This window comes from Membranihabitans marinus (assembly GCF_021729155.1).
GTDB lineage: Bacteria > Bacteroidota > Bacteroidia > Chitinophagales > Saprospiraceae > Membranihabitans > Membranihabitans marinus.
The window spans coordinates 1-21,021 of record NZ_JAJQYA010000028.1 but is presented as its reverse complement, the minus strand read 5'-3'; the positions used below and the strand labels follow the sequence as shown (position 1 = coordinate 21,021).

Genomic DNA, 21,021 nt, shown 5'->3' with positions numbered 1-21,021 from the left:
AAGAAAAGTTTTCTACTTGATACTTATCAATCCTAAATGCAGGCTCCAGGCCTAATGATCTGTTCAAGTTTTAAATAGAAAGGGTAAAGGGACTAACATTTCGAACGGTCTTATTGACAAATGACAGACCACAGTCTTATTCTTTACCCTTTTACTTTTCTTTGGTTAACCCTTAAAATTAATCCTTAATTTTAAAACTCTGACAAAGCCAATACAAACATAGGATGACAGGTTGAGTCTTTGTGAAAAAGACACCTGTTTACATTTAAAAGGAAATAACGCTAAAGTTATTTCTACAATTCTTACTGTGGTAACTTTTGTTGCGGCTGTTTCAGCCATTGCAAAGACTATTAAGTAATCAACTAGGCTGGTTCTTAGGATTCAGCCTAGTTAATAATTTAACTCTCTATGGAAAAAGAAAGATTGGAATATACCGTGAGTCGCCTAGATCATTATTACGATAGCGTTAACAACAAAACAGCAGTTTATATTGCCATAAATACCTTTATCACAGGTGGTGCAATTACGCTATTAACCCAAATTCAGGAATTCTTTGATAAAGAAATATGGCTCTTAATATTTTTAGCAGCGATTATTCTATTTGGCGTTGGCAGCCTCATACTGCTGGCATTAGCAAGTATGCCTTATTTCTCACCTAAGTCAGATGTGGAATCGCTATACTATTTCGCCAGTATCGCTCAGAAAGACAAAAAAGAATTTTTCGAGCTTTCAAAAAAGCAAGATAAAAAAGAGAATGTAAAAGATTTGAGAAATCAAGTTTTTGTTCTTTCACAAGGCTTGAAATCAAAATTCAAAAAACTAAAGTGGGCTTGTCGCCTATTAATCGTACAATTTATGCTATTGACACCCTTAACCTGCATATTAATTAAAATAACCTCTTAAATGAACTTATTTGAAGACTACAAAAACGTAATTAAAAAAGCGGTCGAGAACGACCCTACAAAATCAAACAAAATCTACGGATTAAGCGAACCTTTGTTGGAAAGCAACCGTGAATACCTTAAATCGTTGAGAAACGAACTTCCAGGTCGAGAGCTATCCCACGAAATGAAATTATTTGCGAAAGGGATGGGTGTGCCCGAGACTTTTGATTATCAGCCGTTGGGAAGTCATCCAGACTTTGCGCACTTAAAGGGTACAGACCTAGTTGAAGAACATTGGATAATTTCCGGCTTCATAGATGTTAAGAAAAGCACTAAACTCTTCAACAATTTCACAAAAGCAACTGTAAGGTTGATTACAGAAAGTATCATCCGAGCATCAATATTTGCAGTAAACCTATGCGGTGGCTACGTGCATCGCATACAGGGCGATGGTTTAATGGTATATTTCGGCGGAAAAAAGAAAGAAAAGCTAAAAGCCGTAGAAGATGCCTTAAAGTCCTTCTCTATGATATCCTATTTCGTGAAAAATGATCTTAAAGAGTTTTTTGAAGATAATGGTATTCAAGACATACATACAAGAGCAGGATTGGATTTGGGTCATTCCAAACAAGTGGATTGGTTCTATTCCGGCATTGGTGAATCAGGCGAAGTTACTACTTGCAGTCTTCATACGAGTCTTGCACCTAAAATGCAAAGTAACGCAAAAAACAGTGGCATAGTTGTAGGTCACAATGTGACAACACAACTTAGAAAGGACAAGTATTTTGAGCAACGAAGCAAAGAAATACACGATTATGAGGATGGAAGAAAATATTACCAATACAACTTTGATTGGGAACGCTATTTGGTAGATAACAACCTAGCTGTTCAAAATGATATGGGTGTCTTGGTATTGACAATTAACACCTTTCCTGATCCCAACAGGAATAGCCGTGATTTGTATCCAATCGCTTCTAAAAGTAAACCTTACTTCAACTATGGGTAAAAAAGGCCTCAGTACTGATATTGAAAATTTTCTGGACAAATATTTTGCCTTTGAGAAAGTTGAAAGCCCTAAAACCGGATATTTAGCTCTGGAAGGCAAAATAAGTGTCTTAGACAAAAGTGATAAGCTCTGGGGGCACTTTAAAATCCTAATTCTTATAAACGAAGCTGAATACCCATATACCGTTCCTATGGTAATCGAGAAAACTCAAATTATCAATAGAGATTGGGACTTTCATATTTCCAAGAAAGGGGAATGTTGTTTGGACATTCCGCATAAGCTAATGAAAAGAAAAGGGAGAGGTATCGTTTTTGAAGAGTTTTACAGAGAAGTTATATATCCTTTTTTTGCCAATTATCATTATAAAGAATCCACAGGGGGTTATGCGAATGGGGAATACAAGCACCACTTTGATGGTATCGCACAATTTTACCAAGAAGAATTTGGACTATCTGATTTAAAAAATATTGTTTCCTTATTGGAAACGGCCATTAATGGCATCAAATATCACCCCAATAAAGAATGTCCATTATGTGGCGGGCCTAAATACAAGAAATGTTGCCGGAAGAAAATCTATGATTTGAAAGGGTATGGCTTGCAACAATTAAAATTTGATTTGGCACTTTTTAGGAAATACAAACCTCAACTCAATATAGAACAAGTTTCGAACTGAAACTATAACCAAAATAAGATATAAGTACAATTGACATCAATTCTCTTCAAATTAAAATTCTTGAAGAAAAAATTTAAAATGTTGTACCTATGTTGTACCCAGTCTATAAAAAAAGGCTTCACATTTCTGTGAAGCCCTGTCTTTGCTAGTAGCGGGAACTGGACTCGAACCAGTGACCTTCGGGTTATGAGCCCGACGAGCTACCAACTGCTCCACCCCGCGATATTATTGGATTGCAAATATAAGACAATTTTTGCAGATAATCAAAGACAGTTTAATTATTTCGCCACATAGAGCTAATATTTCACAATATCCACCTAGAAATCAGCCCTTTGCCACACTTTATTTTATTTTAAATTAATTGAGATAAGCCATTACATTGACCTAATATTTGATTTTTATGTCAACACAACCATTATTCCACCAAATAACCTCAACTCATACAATACCCCATAACTCAATCAAAGGCTACAAAAAACATACTCAAACCACAGAATTACCCTATACACAACAACTACTCCAATATATTAAAGATCCATTCCAAAATCATATTGGAATCGGGAGGTAGAGAATGTTCAATCAAACCTTAACATTTTTATTAATAACAAAAATTAAAATTGTTATTTCCAAACATCGACCACTAAAACAACACAATATTTTATTTACCTTATAGAAACAAAACTTTAATAACTCCAACAATGCAAAAACACTATTAAAAAATGACATTTGCCGCTAATTTGAAATAAAATTCAAAAAAAATTCAAAAAAATTTGGTCAACCAATTTAATCCCGTATATTTGGTCAACCAATTATTGGTCAACCAATTTAATAGAGATGCTAGAGAATTTACAAAAGATAAGATTAGAGAAGCCTGTAGACAAGATCATAGAGCAAATTAGATCATTGATTCAAAACGGAGATATTGAACCTGGGCAGAAATTACCCCCAGAACGAAAATTAGCTGAACGCTTTGGAGTCGGAAGATCACAAGTAAGAGATGCCATTAGAAAACTGGAACTCTATGGAATTCTTAAAACCCACCCTCAAAGTGGTACCGTAGTAGCTGGAATAGGCCTAGTGGCTCTCGAAGGCTTAATCACCGACGTACTTGAACTAGATCACCACGATTTCAATTCACTGGTCAAAACAAGGGTCCTACTAGAAAAAGAGTCGGCGAAAGAAGCTGCCAATAGAAGAACAGAAGAAGATATTACACAGATTAAAAAAGCGCTTAAAGCCTATGAAGCGAAAATCGTTCAGGGCTTGCCCGCTGTCGAAGAAGACTTGCTTTTTCATATCAAAATTGCTGAGGCAAGTAAGAACAATGTGCTGAAATCATTAATGATGATTATTACCCCAGAAATTGTGACGAATTACAACAGATTGAAAGTATGCGGTACTGGAGAAGGCATAAAAGCCTTAAATGAGCACAAAGAAATCCTGAAGCAAATAGTAAATCAAGAACCTGAATTGGCTTCCCAATCCATGGAAAAACACTTGCAAAATGTACTGGAATTTAGCTTAAAAATGAATCATTAAAAATTTATAAAACCCTGATTATGAAAAACTATACCTAACTCGATAAAAAAAGAGCTAGCGGTGGGCGCTAACTCTTATTTTTCCTTAAAAAATCTAAACATTCGAGACCGGCAAGTCAAGCAAATGTTATTTACCAACCTTTTAAAAGCCTTAAAATAAGGCAAAAAATATGAGAAATAAAAATCACAAGACCTATAAAAAGGCTGAAACTCCCCAAAGGTATTTCTTCAAGTTCTGCTTTTTAATTTTCACCCTTACCTTATTGCAAACTAATTCTGTTTTCGGGCAGGCGACACAAACCATTTCCGGTACAGTTAATGATGAAGCTGGATTGGCATTAATTGGTGTAAATGTACTGGTAAAAGGAAGTGGATCTGGAACAGTCACCGACTTTGATGGAAATTTTAGTGTTCAAGCTAGTCCATCTGATGTGTTAGTATTTAGCTATATAGGCTTCCTAGAACAAGAAATTGAAGTAGGAAACGAAACCAACTTATCCATTACTCTTTCAGAAAATGCTACGGCCATAGAAGAAGTAGTCGTTGTGGGATATGGAACTCAGAAAAAATCTCACCTAACAGGAGCTGTATCAAAAGTGGAAAATAAAAACTTAGATCAAATCTCAGTAGCCAGGGTGGATGATGCTCTAGTGGGACAAGTATCTGGAGTTAATATCCAGGCGACTTCAGCCGAAGCAGGGGCTGCACCTACCATTACCATTAGAGGCTTTGGTTCGGTCAATGCCGAATCCGGCCCCGCTGTCGTAATCGATGGAATCGTAGTCGATGCAAGCTTCCTAGGAAACCTCGACATGAACAATGTAGCCTCCTTTGAAGTACTGAAAGATGCCGCTTCCGCTGCTATCTACGGAAGTGAAGGATCCAATGGAGTTATCTTAATTACCACAAAAAGTGGTCAAGCTGGGAAAACCAAATTTAGTTATGAAACCTATGTCGGCAGCAAGAGTGCTTTCGGTAGTGAGGATTACAAAAAGAGTGTCGCCAGCTGGAATGCCAAAGAATTGGCCGAAACTGGCCTACTTTCAAACAATGCCCTTTACGCCCAGAAATTGGTGGAAACCACTGGAATAGACAGAGACTGGCAAGATGTATTCTTCGATGGTGGCAACATTATAAGTCACTCTCTATCTGCCCGAGGGGGAAGTGAAAAAACTACATTTAGCACATCTTTGAAATACTTACACGATGAAGGAGTAGTCATTACTGACGACTTTAAATTATATACCGTCAATTTAAAATTGACCACCAATTTATCTGATAAATTAAAATACGGTTTGAGCATTACTCCCTCCTATTCCAAAAGAAGAGCTCTGCCAACATCCATTCACAATCCATTGCGACAATCTCCATGGTTGCCTATATACCATACAGAAGAAACTTTACAGTTTCTCGATACCGATGCCTATCCCAACATTGGTGTAGGAGACTATTTCATGGAAGATCATTTAATCAACTTGGATATTAATGGCGACGGCAGCAGAAGTAGACCGCGAACTACGGGAGATGCCAATCCCTATGCTCAATATGTAGAAAGAGAACACTATGAATACAATACCAAATTACTGGGTTCTACTTATTTGAGCTATAAATTAGCCAAAGGTCTTACTGCCAAAACCTCGCTAGGAGTTACTACAGAAAGCCGAAAAAGAACTCGATATGACGGTACCCTACACCACGCATTGGCTAGTAGAGCTGCCTATTCATTAGAGAACAGATTTCAAACGAGAATAATATCTGACAACACTTTGTCGTACAACAAAGAAATAGGTAGACATGAATTCAGTGTATTGGCAGGTGCCTCATTCCAAAAAAGAAAAACTGAAATAAGCTCTGTCGAAGCCACAGGATTTTCTAACGATTTGCTTAAAAATCTTCAAGGAGCTACTTCAATATCTGAATTTGAAGAACTAAACATAGAGAAAAATAAGATTGGATATTTCGGTAGAATCAATTACGTTTTCGCCAACAAATACCTAGTTAATGCCTCGTTTAGAAGAGATGGTAGTTCCGTTTTCGGAATAAATTCAAAATGGGGTAACTTCCCAGCCGTTTCATTGGGTTGGAATGCCCACTTGGAGGATTTCTTAAGCGGAAATGATTTTCTAAGTAGATTGAAGTTTAGAGTCAGTTACGGTTTGACCGGTAATGAAAACTTTAATGTAGGAGACGACATCATTAATGCCTACCCGTATCTGGCATTATTGAATACCAAAAATGCCATTACCGAAGGGGGAATTACTCCTGGTATTGCGGCCAGAAATATTGCCAACACCTTGTTGCAATGGGAAGCTTCAAAGGAATTCAATCCAGGTGTTGATTTCGGATTCTTTAGCAACAGGATTTCCGGTTCCGTTGACTACTATGTGAGAACCAGTGATCAGTTGCTATTGGAAAACCCGGTTTCTTATGTAACTGGATTTAATGCGGGAATAGTAAATTTAGGAGAAGTTGAAAATAGCGGTTGGGAATTAGAAGTAAAAACGAGAAATATTGCCAACAAAAAATTTGAATGGAATTCCTCCCTCATTGTTTCAACCAACAAAAATGAATTAATCAGTTTTGGTGAGTCCAACGGAGCTTTATTGGAAGATGGCTTCGGGAGAAATTCACAATGGATTAATTTAATTGGCAACCCGATATCCTCTTTTTACGGCTTTGTAGTTGATGAGGAATTGGCCACTCAGTATTATGACTCTCCCTATATTCCCATCAACGGAGTATCCGAAGATATCATAGTCAAAGATTTAAATGGCGATGGCCTTATTACCGATGCAGACAAGACCATCCTCGGAGATCCCTATCCAGACATCGTTTGGAGTTTCACCAATGAAGTTATCATCGGAAACTTTGACTTTTCCGTTATGATTCAAGGAAGCCAGGGTGCAGAAGTAAAAAATATAGGAGATCAATATTTTGGTACACATTGGCAAGGGGCGACCTCAGATGTTGCTCAAGTGGTTGAAGATGGTGTAATCTCTCATCCATCCTTCTTACAGCAAAGAGTATTGACCAATGATGTGGTACAAAGCGCAGGATACTTTTCATTGAGAAATGTGAATATTGGGTATAACTTTTCTGGTAATCTATTGTCAAAAGTAGGTTTAGAAAGACTGAGACTATATGCAGCCGGTCAGAACCTCATATACAAAACTTCTGACGACTACCATGGATTCAATCCCGAATTCGTGGACACCAATAACAACCCTAGAGCGTATGGAGCTCAAAGAGCAGGTACCCCATTATTTAGAACCATATCGGTTGGTCTAAATGTAAATTTCTAATTTAAAAAAATACAAATAATGAAATATCTATTATATATAAGTATTGTATTATCATCTATTACTCTCCTCTCTTGCGATGATGACTTTTTAAATCCACTTCCGGATTCCTCCATTGTTGTCGATGCATTTTATCAAAGTGATGCCGATGTATTAGCTGGAGTTATAGGCATCTACGACGCTGTTCAGGGTGTAAATGAAAATACAACCACAAGTCTTGTTTCTTCCAATAGAGGTATTCAGTTTGAATATATGCTATCGGAAATGCGCAGCGACAACACGCGAACCAAAACACTTGAAGGTACAAAAGCCGACTTTCACAGATACGAAGTAGACGCCAACAATGTTCAATCAGAAGATTATTACGAATCTATGTACGATGTGATCTTTAGAGCCAATAGCATCTTAAATTTTATTGATGTTGCCGATGAAAGCAATCAAAATCGATATAGCGCAGAAGCGAGATTCCTAAGAGCATTTGCCTATTTCAAATTAGTTCGATTATTTGGTTCAGTTCCTTTGGTCAATACCGTTGTGGGCCCATTAGAAAATGAATTACTGTTCTCCCGAGTGGCTGAATCAGAAATATATGCACTAATCGAATCAGATTTACAATTTGCCATTGACAATCTAGATAACAGCTATAAATCTAGAGCGTCGAAAGCAGCTGCCCAAGGTCTTTTGGCCAAAGCTTACTTAACCCAAGAGAATAGAAATTACTCCGGTGCAGAACAATTGTGTCAAGACATAATCAACAGTGGAGATTTCGCTCTCGAACCTGACTTTTACGATGTATTCTACGATGAATTAAACGACGAAATACTATTTGCCGTACAATATGAATTAGGCAACTCACTAGAAAGTCAAAGTTATTCCTCTGAATTTACTGCCGCTTTTAGCCAAGGTAGAGAGGATGGACACAACTTAGTCAATGACAATTTAATAGCCGATTTCAACCTTTATGGCGGAAACAGAACGGCAAAATCCTATATTTCATTTGGAGACTCACATGAAGTTATCAAATTTTTACCTGAAGGTACCGACCTCACAGGAAGTACACCTACCTATGGTGCCAGTCCGCGAGATGCTGGCAACGATTGGATCGTACTGCGATATGCAGATGTTCTATTAATGCATGCAGAAGCCATCTTAGCCGGAGGAACTGAAACCACCAATGGAGCTGCTATTGACTCCTATATGGAAGTACGAGTTAGAGCTGGATTTGACCCCATAGCTGATCGACCTTCTATATTGACCAAAGAGGCATTACTCGTGGAGCGTCGGGTGGAATTGGCTTTTGAGAATCAGCGTTTCTATGATCTGTTAAGATTTGGTGTGGCTGATGCTGTTATGAGTGCTCATGCCAGTGAGATGGGATACACGAGTTACAACTCTAGGTTATTACTCCTCCCTATCCCCTCAAGAGAAATTAATCTAAGCGCTGGTCTATTATCTCAAAACCCAGGTTATTAATATCCAAATTTAAAAAAAATGAAAAATACAATAAATACAATCTCCAGAATAACCCTTTGGTCTTCATGCATCGCATTAATCGGTTTCTACTCCAGTTGTGAGAGTTTTTACGAATTCGAACTACCAGAAGCCAATTCTATTCCCGATACTGAACTGCCTGTAGCTGATTTTTCCTATATACCTGATGGAAGCAACTTTACGACGATCATCTTTAGTGATTTATCCTTTGAAGCAACGACTTATCTCTGGGATTTTGGGGGTGGAAACACATCAAGTGAGCAAGATCCTACCTATACTTTTGTAGATGGAGAAGGAAGTTATCCCGTCACCCTAACGGTTAGCGATGCCAATGGAGCCTCAGACGCAGTAACCTACGATGTAATCGTTGAAAACAAATTTGTAGCCATAACTCCAGAGATAATCAATGGTGATTTCTCGGATGGAACATCAGGTTGGAAATTCTCAAGCTTTTCAGGTGGAAATACCAATCCATTTAATACGAGTAGCGATGGATCTTGGTTGAATTATGACGGATCGGACAATGGATCAAAAACTACAGGGGCTAAGTGGACAAAAAGTACCTCGGCTGGTGTATATCTCAGTTCCAATACTAGATATGCTTATCAACCCATAGTAGTCTCCCCCAATACCGATTATATTTTAGAATATGAATACGCCATTAAAGACGATGGAACTATCGCCGAAGGAGGAAATAGAATTATCGGAGGGATCATTGACGGTCACTTTGATGATGGTGCCGATGCTGTAGCAAGCTACAATGAACAGCCGCTGGTCCATCATGTCGGTGGCAATGATTTAGGAAAAACGACATTTACTACGGTGGAAGCTGCATTTACATCCAATGAAAGTGGAGAAGTTGCTATACTGATTTATGGAGTTACCGATGTAGATGCCTATGTCGATAATGTCAAGGTATATCCGGCCAATTAACCTAAAACCTGGAAAACATGAAAAAAATAAGATTGTCCTGTAAATCTTGGTTTACAGCCGGGGTGGTTATTTGTCTAGCTTCTTGTACTTCTACTAAAGAACCCATAGCTACTACTAACCCAGAACCGCCAATAGTGGAAGAAAAAACTCAAAAGGTAGAAGGAGTGGATTATTTCTTACCAAAAATTGATTTAAACCACTGGAAAGTGACTTTACCCATAGGAGATCCTACTGAAGTCTCCCCTCCCGAAATACTAGATTATGGAGACAGTGAATTGCTTCAACCATATATGTATAACGATTCAATTGAAGGAGCTCTGGTATTTTATGCATATCCAGGATCAACTACCAACAATACATCGTATTCCAGATGTGAACTTAGAGAACAAATGGTTTCTGGTAGCAATTCCACCAATTGGACTTTTGAGCAAGGAGGCAAGATGAAGGGAACACTAAGAATGTCTGAAATTTCAAAAGATGAAAATGATGACTTTCACAGGACCATCATTATGCAGATTCATGGCCGACTATCGAATGAACAAAGAGATCTAATCGGCGAAGATGACAACAACGCACCGCCGATTTTAAAAATATATTGGAATAAAGGGAAAGTGAGAGTATTGCGAAAAATATTGAAAGATGTAGCCGTCAATGATGTCGACATTCTCAAAACAGATGCCTGGACCGATGAGGGTCATTGGTTTGATGAAGTAGTGGGTTTCGATAAATTCCAATTGGAGATTATCGCTCAAAAAGACAGACTCGAAATTATATTAAACGATACCGAGACCATGGTTTTTGATGATATCCACGTAGAAAAATGGGGAGTTTTTGAAAACTACTTTAAGGCTGGAAACTATCTGACGACAACAGAAGAAGGAAGTTTTGCGAAAGTAAAATATTATTCACTAGAAGTAACACATTAAGATGAAATACACTTTCATAATATTTATAAGTATGACAATTCTCACGAGTTGTCTGACCCAATCCGATGGAATTTTAGTGAAGGATATGGCAGCGTTTAAAGCAGCCACCGAAAATCTATCTCCAGGCGACAAAGTGATATTGGCCAATGGCATATGGGAGAACGCAGAGTTGGTATTTAAAGGAATAGGGACTGAAGACAACCCCATTGTACTCACCGTTGAAGACAAAGGAAAAGTTTTTTTAGAAGGAGAATCGAATCTTCAAATAAGCGGAGAATATATTCATGTCGAAGGCTTGGTTTTTAGAAATGGACATACCCCTACTGGGGCAGTAGTTGAATATAGGACATCGAGCAAGGATTTTTGTAACAATTGTAGGATGACAGAAATAGTCATTGATGATTACAATCCGAGTGAACGCTTTGAGTCCGATTATTGGGTTGCCCTATACGGAAAAAACAATAGATTCGACCACAGTTATCTCGTAGGCAAAAGAAACAACGGGGTTACTCTGGCGGTGAGATTAACCACTCCTGAAAGTCGGGAAAACTTCCATAGAATTGATCACAATTATTTTGGATACCATCCAATATTGGGTTCCAATGGAGGAGAAACCTTGCGGATAGGAACCAGTCACCATTCTCTCACCAATTCCAACACCTTGGTGGAAGACAATTATTTCGAAAGATGTAATGGAGAACATGAAATCATATCGAACAAGAGTTGTCAGAACACTTTTAGGAACAATACTTTTTTCGAATGCCAAGGGACATTAACCATGCGTCATGGCAATGAGACTTTAGTGGACAACAACTATTTTTTCGGCAACAGAAAAGCCAATACCGGGGGGATACGAATCATCAATGAAAAACAAACGGTAATCAATAACTATTGCGAAGGACTGACAGGATATCGATTTAGAGGGGCTTTGGTCATTATGAATGGAGTACCGAATTCACCCATCAACAGATATTTTCAAGTTAAAGATTCCAAGGCGGCTAACAACATCTTTGTCGACTGCGACTATATACAGTTTTGTGCTGGCAGCGATGAAGAAAGAAGTGCAACACCAGAAAATACAACATTTACCAATAATCTAATTTACAATGAAAACAAGGATGATGTATTTACGGTATATGACGATATCAGCGGCATTGATTTTGACGGAAATATCTTGAGTCCCAATATTCAAGAACCCCAAAACAACGGCCAACTTATTAAGGACGGCTTTACCAAAGAAACTATCTCGTTTTCAACAAAAAATGGACTTCAGTTACCGGCAAGTACTACTTCTATTGGTCCAGCCATGGAAAGTGAAAGACCTTCTAGCGATAACACCGGCGTATCCTGGTATCCCAAAAAAGATTATACCATTAACTTTAACTACGGTGAAAAAATAGATGTAGAGCCTGGAAAAAATTCACTCTACAATGCGATTAAAAATTCAAAGTCTGGAGATATCATCGTGTTGGAAAATGGCGAAGAATACCACATGACAAAATCCATTGACATCAACCATCCCATAACAGTAACTTCATCATTAGAGGGTGATAAACCAACGATAACATTCGAAAAATCATCGCTATTCAATATCGAAAATGGAGGTGCACTCAGCTTAAAGGGCCTTTTGATTTCGGGAATTAAATCCGATGACTATTCTGGCAACAATGTGGTGAGAACCAGCAGGTATAGCATGATAAACAATTACAAATTTTTCGCTGAAGACTGCGATTTCATTGATCTTGATGTCAACCATAGTTTCAATGTACTCCGGGTATTTAAGAACACCTTCGCTGATTCTATCAAATTGGTCAATTGCAATTTTAAAAACATTTCTGGCCATGTTTTGAATATGGACAAAGAAACAGATGACATCGGCATCTACAATGTAGAGAATGTCTTTGTAAAGGATTGCCATTTTGAAAATGTAGGTGGCGCAGCTATTCATTTGTACCGAGGAGGTCGGGACGAAAGCACATTCGGTCCTATCCTCGACCTCAACAACTCTAGTTTCAAAAACGTAGGCCATGATATTAGAAACAAAGTTGACGCTGCTGTATCCATTCACGGTGTCCAACTGGCAGAGATGAATGGGCTTTCTTTTGAAGACAGCAAAAAGCTCAATCTCCATTTAGTCGTAGGGGATCCTGTAATAGCGGTTAAGAATACTTCTTTTAAAAATTCTGAAGGAATAAGTTCTAACGACCCGGCATATACGGCAGAAAATATAAAAACAGTGGAGAAATGATAGGTAGTCGATTATTATATATGGTAACCTTAGTATTGGGTCTGAATTCATTTCTCATAGGTCAGGAACATCCCAATTTGTTACTTACTGCGGAAGGGGTAAGTCGTATAAAGGATGAATGTTGTCCCCGCTTATATCAAGAAGTCTTGGATAAAGCCATATTGGAATTTGCCTCTGTCTTGGAAGCTCCTATGGAAGTACCTATTCCCAAAGATATGGCCGGCGGATATTCACATGAAACCCATAAGCGCAATTACGGGCTAATGAGGACGGCCGGCATGCTTTTCCAAATCACAGGAGAGGAAAAATACGGTAATTACGTCAAGGATATGTTGTTTAAATATGTTGAACTATATCCTCGTATTGACAAACATCCGAGTAGAAAATCATATTCACCTGGGAAATTGTTTTGGCAATGCTTAAACGATGCCAACTGGCTTATGTATACAGCTCAAGCCTATGATGCTATCTACCATTTTCTATCTCTTGCTGAGAGAAGGACCATAGAGGAAGAACTTCTGATTCCATATGCAGATTTTATTTCCATTGAGAATCCCAAGTTTTTTAATCGAATTCACAATCATTCCACTTGGGGGAACGCAGCAGTAGGCATGATTGGATTGGCATTGAACAACAAAGAACTGATTCAAAGAGCCTTATATGGTTTAGAAATTAAGAAGGATATAAGTTTGGAAAAGGACAACGATGGGGGATTAATATATGATGGAGATAGAGCAATAGCTGGATTTTTTGCTCAAATCGATTATGCTTTTTCACCCGACGGCTATTATGAAGAAGGCCCCTATTATCATCGATACGCCATGCTGCCTTTTATGGTTTTTGCACAGGGACTAAATCACCATATGCCAGAACTAAAAATATTTGAATATCGCGGGGGATTGCTTATAAAAGCTGTAAAAACTATGTTGGCCCAAACCGACTCGAAAGGAGAATTTTTCCCCATCAACGATGCTCAGAAAGGGATGTCGATAGCGGCCGGATCTGTGGTAACAGCTGTGAATATAGCCTATGCAAATAGCCGAGACAAAGAGTTTTTACTCGCTGCCCAGTTGCAAAACAAAGTATTACTGGATCAGAGTGGATTTGAAATATCTAAAGCATTAGAAAATATTTCCATAGCTGGACTTCAAAGGTCATCCACGGAAATGAAGGATGGCAAAGATGGGAATAAAGGAGGTTTAGGTGTTTTGAGATGGGGAGGTGGATCTGAAGAATTCAATGTAGTATATAAATATACGTCCCAAGGATTGGGACATGGACACTTCGACAAGCTGTCCTATTCTATTTACGACGGTCCTACTGAAGTGTTACAGGATTACGGAGCAGCTCGCTGGGTGAACATTGACCAAAAAGCAGGTGGAAGATACTTAGACGAAAACCAAACTTGGGCCAAACAAACCGTTGCTCACAACGCATTAGTGATGGATCAAAAATCTCATTTCGATGGCATCTATGACGTTGCAAAGTCTGGATATTCAATCCCTATTTATTTCAATGCTGCCAATAGAGATTTACAGATTATTAGTGCTAAGGACACTATGGCTTATAAAAACCATGATTTGGAGCGATTGGTGGTCTTGTGGAAGGATGATGAATTTGACAAACCCATTGTCATCGACATTGTGAGAGCTTTTGGTGAGGAAGCACATGATTTTGATCTTCCCCTACACTTTGCGGGTCAATTTTTGAAAGCGGATTTCAAATACCAGTCCAATGATCCAGAAATATTGGGCGACAGTCATGGATACCAACATATCTACCAAGAGGCTGTGGCAAAAATTGAAAATCCATCGATTAGCATGACTTGGTTAAAAGACCAAAAAATGTATACCCTGACTACCAAATCCGAAATAAACGACGAAGTAATTTTAGCCAGAATTGGTGCGAATGACCATGAATTCAATTTGAGAAGAGACGCCTTTATGATTCATCGAAAATCTAAGGCGATTAATCCCAGTTTCATCTCTGTGATTGAAAGCCATGGTAGCTATAATCCAGTTACTGAGATTCCTCATCAGCCCTATGGCAAGATAAAATCCATTGAAAGTATTCTAGAGAGTGTGGAATACAGTGTTTTTGACTTAATCGATGTGGACAACAACAAATGGAGAGTATGTATAAACCATTACAATGGCGAATCCAATGCCATTCATAAAATAGAAATACCAGACGGCCATAAAATATCATGGACTGGTCCGATAACAATTAACAAACTTAAAAATTGAGAAAAATGGAAATTAAACAAACAAAAGAATTCTTTCACGGAGATCAAACGGAATGGGAAGAAGTAGGTCCAGGATTGAAAAGACAAATAATGGGGTACGATGGCAAAATCATGCTGGTTAAGGTAGACTTTCAGAAAGGAGCCATTGGACAAATGCACAAACATTATCATTCACAGGTAACCTATGTAGTGAGTGGTGAATTTGAAATGACCATAGGAGAAGAAATTAAGACTTTAAAAGGTGGCGACTCTTTCTACATTCCACCACACATCATGCATGGCTGTGTCTGCTCACAACCAGGGGTATTAATCGATGTGTTTAGTCCAGCACGCGAGGATTTTCTCGGATATGAAATGCAAGAACAATAAATATGAAAATTAAAGGACTTAGATGGTGGGTAATAACCTTAATCGCTATTGCCACAATTATTAACTACATAGATCGCCAGTCTATAGGTGTGCTTTGGCCAGATATAGCTGAAGATTTATTTCCAGAGAAGACCAATGATGAGCGCAAAGAGATATTTGCATTAATATCAGTGATATTTATGTTTTCATATGCCTTTGGACAAGCTATATTTGGTAAGATACTCGACTGGGTAGGTACGAGAATAGGATTTGCCATATCTATTGGTGTATGGTCCATAGCCACAGCGCTACACGCTTTAGCTCAAGGCGTCTTAAGCTTTGGAATATTCCGTTCTATCTTGGGGATTGCTGAAGCCGGGAACTGGCCAGGAGCTGCTAAAGCAAATGCGGAATGGTTTCCAACCAAGGAACGCGCCTTTGCCCAAGGTCTATTTAATTCAGGAGCGGCCATAGGAGGAATCATTGCCATACCTGTTATTGCCTTTTTAACCGTTTATTTTAGCTGGCAAACCATCTTTATTTTGGTTGGTTTAATTGGATTATTGTGGTTGATTCCGTGGATGTATTTAGTAAAATCACCACCGAAATCACACCCTTGGATATCTGAAGAAGAACGGCATTACATCTTGACTGGGCAGCAAAATCAAGACATAGATGAAGATGGCAGTCCAGATGAAGGATACAATCCGAGTACGGGAAAACTATTAACTCATAAACAGAGTTGGGGAGTTATTATTTCTTCTGCGACCATTGACCCCATTTGGTGGTTATTCGTTGTATGGATACCCATTTATCTTAATGAGGTTTACGGCATGGATGTGAAAACAATAGGCCTGTACGGATGGGTTCCTTATGTAGGAGCTATGTTAGGAGCATGGTTTGGAGGTTTATTTGCACAAAATAGATTAAAGGCAGGATGGTCAGTGGACAAGACTAGAAAGATTATTATAACCATAGGTTGTCTAATTATGTTGCCCAGTTTATTGGCCATGGCCAATCCAGGTGGACCGACATCGGCGGTATTAATAATGGCAGTTATTTTGTTTGGATTTCAGACTGCGATTGGAAATGTACAAACCCTACCCAGTGATTTTTTTGGGGGCAAAACCGTAGGGACATTGTCTGGAATTGCAGGTATGGCGGCAAAGCTGACGGCTGCAGGTCTTATCTATCTCGTACCCTGGCTTACCTCTGGGGGCAATTACTCACCAGCTTTTGTCATCGGTGCTTCTATGGCCGTGATCGCATTGGCCAGTGTGTGGATATTATGTCCTAAAATAGCACCTTTGAAACCGCAATAAAATCCAAAAAAGTATACATTTACAAATAATTAAAAATATTTTTTCAAAATTCGATAATCACAAAGAAATTATCAATAATAATAATCAAAATGAATAAAAATAAAGTAGCTATAATAACCGGAGCCACAGGTGGTATAGGTTTTGCAGTATCAAGAAGATTGGGTCAAGACGGTTATACTGTTGTTTTGAATGGAATCCGCGACGAAGAAGGAAGTAAAAGAGTGGCAGAACTGGAAGCAGAAGGCATAGATGCTGACTATTTTGGATTTGATGTTACTCAGGAGGAAGCCGTCACCTCCAACATCAAGAAAATCGGTGAAAAATACGGTAGAATAGATGTACTGGTAAACAATGCCGGTGGATTAGGTGGGCGATCTAGATTTGAAGAAATGACGACTGAATTCTACAGACATGTAATGGCATTAAATCTAGATTCAGTGTTTTTTGCTTCAAGAGCTGCCATCCCATATCTCAAAAAAGGGGATCACCCCACCATCATTAATTATACTTCAAATGCAGCCTGGAATGCAGGTGGACCAGGAGCTGGAATATACGGAACATCCAAGGCTGGAGTTCACACCATTACCAGAGCCCTAGCAAAAGATTTGGCAGAATACGGTATTCGAGTAAATGCAGTATCTCCGGGTACAATAGACACCCCATTTCACCAGCAAATAAAATCAACCAAACCCGAGGTTTTCGCCTCTTGGTCCAAGAATATTATGCTGGGACGACTGGGTCAACCCGAAGACGTGGCTAGTGTTGTTTCCTTCTTGGCTGGTAAAGATGCCTCATTTATCACGGCTGAAACCATACAAGTTGGAGGAGGTCAATCTTTAGGAATTTAAAGAAGTCCAACACTTATATATAAGAGTCATTTTATATGTAATAAATAGTGATGTTGTGCTCAACCCAACCACAAAGTTCGGTTGAGCCTGACCTCACAACCCCAAACTATTAACTAATTGATAAACAATATCAAAACAAAACTCTAGCTTTAATGAAAAAAGTAGTAACATTTGGCGAGATCATGCTTCGCTTAGCGCCTCCAGGATTTTTAAGATTTTCACAGACCAATAGTTTCGATGTGGTATATGGCGGTGGAGAATCTAATGTCGCTGTATCATTAGCCAATTACGGTGTACCGGTAGATTTTGTAACCCGATTGCCCAAGAACGATATTGGAGAATGTGCTTTAATGGAATTGCGAAAAAGAGGAGTCAATACCCAAAATATCATTTTCGGAGGAGATCGATTAGGCATCTACTTCCTAGAAACAGGAGCGGTTAGTAGAGGGAGCAAGGTAGTATACGACAGAGCCCATTCTGCAATCTCGGAGATTAAACCCGGAACCATTAACTGGGAAAAAGTTTTCGAAGGCGCTGGATGGTTTCATTGGACGGGAATTACCCCTGCCATATCCCAGAGTGCTGCAGATGTATGTCTGGAAGCCTTAAAAGTAGCCGACAAAATGGGTGTCACTATTTCTACTGATCTTAATTACCGAGCCAAACTTTGGAAATACGGTGGCGATCGAGAAAAAATAATGACAGAACTCACTTCCTATTGCGATGTTATCCTCGGAAATGAAGAAGATGCTGAAAAACATTTTGGCATTCATCCCGAAGGACTCGATGTACACAAAGATGGACATAATGTCAAAGCGGAAGCCTTTTTATCGGTTTGCAAGCAAATGATGAAGAAATTTCCCAAAGCCAAAAAAGTTATCACTACACTTAGAGGATCTATTTCCGCTTCTCATAACACATGGGCTGGAGTATTGTGGGACGGATCAAAAATGTTCGAAACCCGTCAATATCAAATAACCCACATTGTAGATCGCGTGGGAGGTGGTGATTCGTTTATGGGAGGTTTGATTTACGGATTATTGCAGTATCCTGATGACGATCAAAATGCATTGGATTTTGCGGTGGCAGCCTCTTGTCTCAAACATACAATTAAAGGCGATGCCAATTTGGTAACCGTGGATGAAGTTGAAAAACTCATGGGCGGAGATGCATCTGGAAGAGTATCCCGATAGTTGAATGGTTTCCCCTAATTATTTACGACATCCTTGAGAAGACCATTTTTTCTGTATCTCAATGAGATATCACTAATACCATAGACCATCTGTGTAAATTGAGGAGACTTGGAAAATAGTCATTGTGGTTTAAATATTGCTATTTAATGATTTATTTCAAGACTTGCAAAGAGTATATCGATATAGTCAATGGTCAAAGATAATTGTGAAATTATCCTAAGCTCGAGATTGTCAATCGACAAAATCACTTACCCAAAAAATCAATGACTGGCGTCTCCCAATACATTTAGTGAAGACCCAGGATGTTGACTATAAAACGAGAGGTCTCTACTGTCTAGTAGAAGATAAAATATACTTTATGATTATAAATAAATTTAATTTATAACATTATGAAAAAGAAATCCATACTTCTTCTTTGCGGGGGTGGTCCCGCACCGGGTATTAATGCAGTAGTAAGTACTGTTGCTAAAATATTTTTAAATGATGGCTATCGTGTGCTCGGTCTACATGAAGGCTTTAAAGGTATTTTTAACGAAAATCCATCCATCAAAGAATTTGATTTTTTTCATGCCGATCGAATATTTAGCAGGGGTGGATCGACATTAATCATGAGTAGATTTAAGCCCAATAAGGAAAACCTAAACACTGCTCTGTTTACAGACAACAATGTAAAACTATTGGTGAGCATTGGAGGTGATGATACAGCTTCTACTGCCAATAGGATAACGGGATATTTGCAAAACGAAAATATTTCTATATCCAATATTCACGTCCCCAAAACCATAGACAACGACCTCCCCCTACCCGATCGCAACCCCACTTTTGGATTTCACTCGGCCAAAGATGAAGGTGTACGCATAGGCAATACTACCTATGAAGATGCGAGAACCAGCCAAAACTGGTTTGTAATGTCTACAATGGGGCGTTCTGCTGGGCATTTGGCCTTTGGGATTGCCGCAAGTTGCCATTTTCCAATGATGGTTATCCCAGAAATGTTCAACAAAACCGAGGTAACTTTTGACAAAGTGGTGAATTTGATCATCTCTTCCATTGTAAAACGAAAGATTAAAAACATCCATTATGGCGTAGCATTAATCAGCGAAGGAGTGTTTCATAATATGTCAAATACTGAATTAAAAAAATGTGGCATCAATTTTACCTATGACGACCATGGACATCCTGAGTTAGGCAATGTTAGCAAGGCTCATATTTTTAATTTATTGTTGCAAGAACGGTTAAAGGCCCTCGAATTAGACATTAAAACTCGACCTATAGAATTGGGATACGAACTGCGCTGTTGTCGCCCTATCGGATTTGACCTTACCCTATGTACCTTATTGGGTTTGGGAGTAAAGAAGTTGTTTGATCAAGGTTTGAGTGGATGCATGGTAACAGCCAATTCGAGAGGTGAAATTACTCCTCTTTTCCTATCCGATATTCAGGGTAAAGATGGGAAAATACCTCCCCGATTGGTGGATATTAACTCTGAACTCGTCCAACTCTATTTTCAAAACCTCCATTATATTGACCGGCATGACTACCCTGCAGCCAAACAATATTTAGATGTGCCGGAAGATTACGATTTTGAAAAAATACTCGCTATATAGAATTATACGAATTACCCAATCCATATTTAATGGATTGGGTAATTCGTATTTCGTTAGTTTTTTAGCCACTGTGCTCCAGCGTGGTCTTTTAATTCATTTTGAGGACATGACCGAATGAAGCTCACGACCGAATGTAGTTCGAAGAACCGTAGACCTTAAATAGGCCTACGATGAGGGAGCCACGACCACTGTGTCGTGGGTGTGACCGAGCAAAATCTGAAGGATCAAAGGTCGTAAATCGACCTTTGGCGAGGGAACCGGAGCCACTGTGCTCCGGGTGGGGAAGCCAGGGCGAGAGAAGTCGCAGCCACTGTGCTGCGACGAGATAGCATTTAAATTTTGTACTTAATCCAGCACAAAACGATCCGTAATATCCACTATGGTGGTAGTGTTCAGAAAAGTGTGTATTTATAGTTCTAGTGAATTCATGGTGCTAAAATAAAAATTTTTTAAAGTAACG

General features: G+C 38.8%; 15 protein-coding genes and 1 tRNA gene. 15 read left to right on the top strand and 1 reads right to left on the bottom strand.

Going from position 1 to position 21,021, the window contains the following annotated elements:
* Positions 1-408 precede the first annotated feature (408 nt).
* The 3 genes from LVD51_RS15010 to LVD51_RS15000 are packed head-to-tail and all read left to right on the top strand — an operon-like array spanning position 409 to position 2,563.
* Positions 409-903 carry a Pycsar system effector family protein gene (locus LVD51_RS15010; protein ID WP_225573247.1) on the top strand — a complete coding sequence of 165 codons (495 nt, stop codon included), beginning with the start codon at positions 409-411 and terminating at the stop codon, positions 901-903.
* Entirely contained in the window at positions 904-1,890 is a 987-nt protein-coding gene (locus LVD51_RS15005) for a hypothetical protein (protein WP_225573248.1), read from the top strand.
* Positions 1,883-2,563, top strand: a complete 681-nt coding sequence (locus LVD51_RS15000) for a hypothetical protein (RefSeq protein ID WP_225573249.1) — start codon at positions 1,883-1,885, stop codon at positions 2,561-2,563. The genes LVD51_RS15005 and LVD51_RS15000 overlap by 8 nt, the downstream gene beginning before the upstream one ends.
* A gap of 149 nt (positions 2,564-2,712) precedes the next feature.
* Here the strand turns inward: LVD51_RS15000 and LVD51_RS14995 are convergent.
* Positions 2,713-2,785, bottom strand: a tRNA-Met gene (locus LVD51_RS14995).
* A 612-nt stretch (positions 2,786-3,397) separates the two neighbouring features.
* Between LVD51_RS14995 and LVD51_RS14990 the strand changes: the two genes are divergently transcribed.
* The 12 genes from LVD51_RS14990 (at position 3,398) to LVD51_RS14935 (ending at position 20,561) form a co-directional block, all read left to right on the top strand.
* Positions 3,398-4,102, top strand: coding sequence for a FadR/GntR family transcriptional regulator (locus LVD51_RS14990; RefSeq protein ID WP_236972209.1), 705 nt, complete (start codon positions 3,398-3,400; stop codon positions 4,100-4,102).
* A gap of 169 nt (positions 4,103-4,271) precedes the next feature.
* Positions 4,272-7,403 (top strand): SusC/RagA family TonB-linked outer membrane protein, encoded by a 3,132-nt coding sequence (locus tag LVD51_RS14985; protein WP_236972208.1) that lies wholly within the window; start codon positions 4,272-4,274, stop codon positions 7,401-7,403.
* An 18-nt stretch (positions 7,404-7,421) separates the two neighbouring features.
* Positions 7,422-8,873: a RagB/SusD family nutrient uptake outer membrane protein gene (locus LVD51_RS14980; protein WP_236972207.1), complete on the top strand. Its 1,452-nt coding sequence runs from the start codon at positions 7,422-7,424 to the stop codon at positions 8,871-8,873.
* Between the two features lie 18 nt (positions 8,874-8,891).
* Positions 8,892-9,824 carry a PKD domain-containing protein gene (locus LVD51_RS14975; RefSeq protein WP_236972206.1) on the top strand — a complete coding sequence of 311 codons (933 nt, stop codon included), beginning with the start codon at positions 8,892-8,894 and terminating at the stop codon, positions 9,822-9,824.
* Between the two features lie 17 nt (positions 9,825-9,841).
* On the top strand, positions 9,842-10,750 hold the full coding sequence (locus LVD51_RS14970; protein WP_236972205.1) for a polysaccharide lyase family 7 protein: 909 nt from the start codon (positions 9,842-9,844) through the stop codon (positions 10,748-10,750).
* A 31-nt stretch (positions 10,751-10,781) separates the two neighbouring features.
* Positions 10,782-12,998, top strand: coding sequence for a chondroitinase-B domain-containing protein (locus LVD51_RS14965; protein ID WP_236972204.1), 2,217 nt, complete (start codon positions 10,782-10,784; stop codon positions 12,996-12,998).
* Positions 12,995-15,244, top strand: a complete 2,250-nt coding sequence (locus tag LVD51_RS14960) for a heparinase II/III domain-containing protein (RefSeq protein ID WP_236972203.1) — start codon at positions 12,995-12,997, stop codon at positions 15,242-15,244. The genes LVD51_RS14965 and LVD51_RS14960 overlap by 4 nt, the downstream gene beginning before the upstream one ends.
* Positions 15,245-15,249: 5 nt before the next feature.
* Positions 15,250-15,612: a cupin domain-containing protein gene (locus tag LVD51_RS14955; protein ID WP_236972202.1), complete on the top strand. Its 363-nt coding sequence runs from the start codon at positions 15,250-15,252 to the stop codon at positions 15,610-15,612.
* A 2-nt stretch (positions 15,613-15,614) separates the two neighbouring features.
* On the top strand, positions 15,615-16,913 hold the full coding sequence (locus tag LVD51_RS14950) for an MFS transporter (protein WP_236972201.1): 1,299 nt from the start codon (positions 15,615-15,617) through the stop codon (positions 16,911-16,913).
* Positions 16,914-17,002: 89 nt separating this feature from the next.
* Complete coding sequence (locus LVD51_RS14945; protein ID WP_236972200.1) at positions 17,003-17,761, top strand: SDR family NAD(P)-dependent oxidoreductase; 759 nt, start codon at positions 17,003-17,005, stop codon at positions 17,759-17,761.
* 152 nt (positions 17,762-17,913) lie between these two features.
* Positions 17,914-18,954, top strand: coding sequence for a sugar kinase (locus tag LVD51_RS14940; RefSeq protein ID WP_236972199.1), 1,041 nt, complete (start codon positions 17,914-17,916; stop codon positions 18,952-18,954).
* A gap of 389 nt (positions 18,955-19,343) precedes the next feature.
* The gene (locus LVD51_RS14935; RefSeq protein WP_236972198.1) at positions 19,344-20,561 is read left to right on the top strand and encodes a 6-phosphofructokinase; all 1,218 of its coding nucleotides are present in this window, start codon (positions 19,344-19,346) and stop codon (positions 20,559-20,561) included.
* Positions 20,562-21,021 lie beyond the last annotated feature (460 nt).

What these genes read in the sequence shown, in the direction of transcription:
- LVD51_RS15005 (WP_225573248.1), top strand. Translation starts at nt 904, where the DNA reads ATGAACTTATTTGAAGACTACAAAAACGTAATTAAAAAAGCGGTCGAG.
- LVD51_RS14980 (WP_236972207.1), top strand. Translation starts at nt 7,422, where the DNA reads ATGAAATATCTATTATATATAAGTATTGTATTATCATCTATTACTCTC.
- LVD51_RS14965 (WP_236972204.1), top strand. Translation starts at nt 10,782, where the DNA reads ATGACAATTCTCACGAGTTGTCTGACCCAATCCGATGGAATTTTAGTG.
- LVD51_RS14970 (WP_236972205.1), top strand. Translation starts at nt 9,842, where the DNA reads ATGAAAAAAATAAGATTGTCCTGTAAATCTTGGTTTACAGCCGGGGTG.
- LVD51_RS14985 (WP_236972208.1), top strand. Translation starts at nt 4,272, where the DNA reads ATGAGAAATAAAAATCACAAGACCTATAAAAAGGCTGAAACTCCCCAA.
- LVD51_RS15010 (WP_225573247.1), top strand. Translation starts at nt 409, where the DNA reads ATGGAAAAAGAAAGATTGGAATATACCGTGAGTCGCCTAGATCATTAT.
- LVD51_RS14990 (WP_236972209.1), top strand. Translation starts at nt 3,398, where the DNA reads ATGCTAGAGAATTTACAAAAGATAAGATTAGAGAAGCCTGTAGACAAG.
- LVD51_RS14955 (WP_236972202.1), top strand. Translation starts at nt 15,250, where the DNA reads ATGGAAATTAAACAAACAAAAGAATTCTTTCACGGAGATCAAACGGAA.
- LVD51_RS14975 (WP_236972206.1), top strand. Translation starts at nt 8,892, where the DNA reads ATGAAAAATACAATAAATACAATCTCCAGAATAACCCTTTGGTCTTCA.
- LVD51_RS15000 (WP_225573249.1), top strand. Translation starts at nt 1,883, where the DNA reads ATGGGTAAAAAAGGCCTCAGTACTGATATTGAAAATTTTCTGGACAAA.
- LVD51_RS14950 (WP_236972201.1), top strand. Translation starts at nt 15,615, where the DNA reads ATGAAAATTAAAGGACTTAGATGGTGGGTAATAACCTTAATCGCTATT.
- LVD51_RS14945 (WP_236972200.1), top strand. Translation starts at nt 17,003, where the DNA reads ATGAATAAAAATAAAGTAGCTATAATAACCGGAGCCACAGGTGGTATA.
- LVD51_RS14960 (WP_236972203.1), top strand. Translation starts at nt 12,995, where the DNA reads ATGATAGGTAGTCGATTATTATATATGGTAACCTTAGTATTGGGTCTG.
- LVD51_RS14935 (WP_236972198.1), top strand. Translation starts at nt 19,344, where the DNA reads ATGAAAAAGAAATCCATACTTCTTCTTTGCGGGGGTGGTCCCGCACCG.
- LVD51_RS14940 (WP_236972199.1), top strand. Translation starts at nt 17,914, where the DNA reads ATGAAAAAAGTAGTAACATTTGGCGAGATCATGCTTCGCTTAGCGCCT.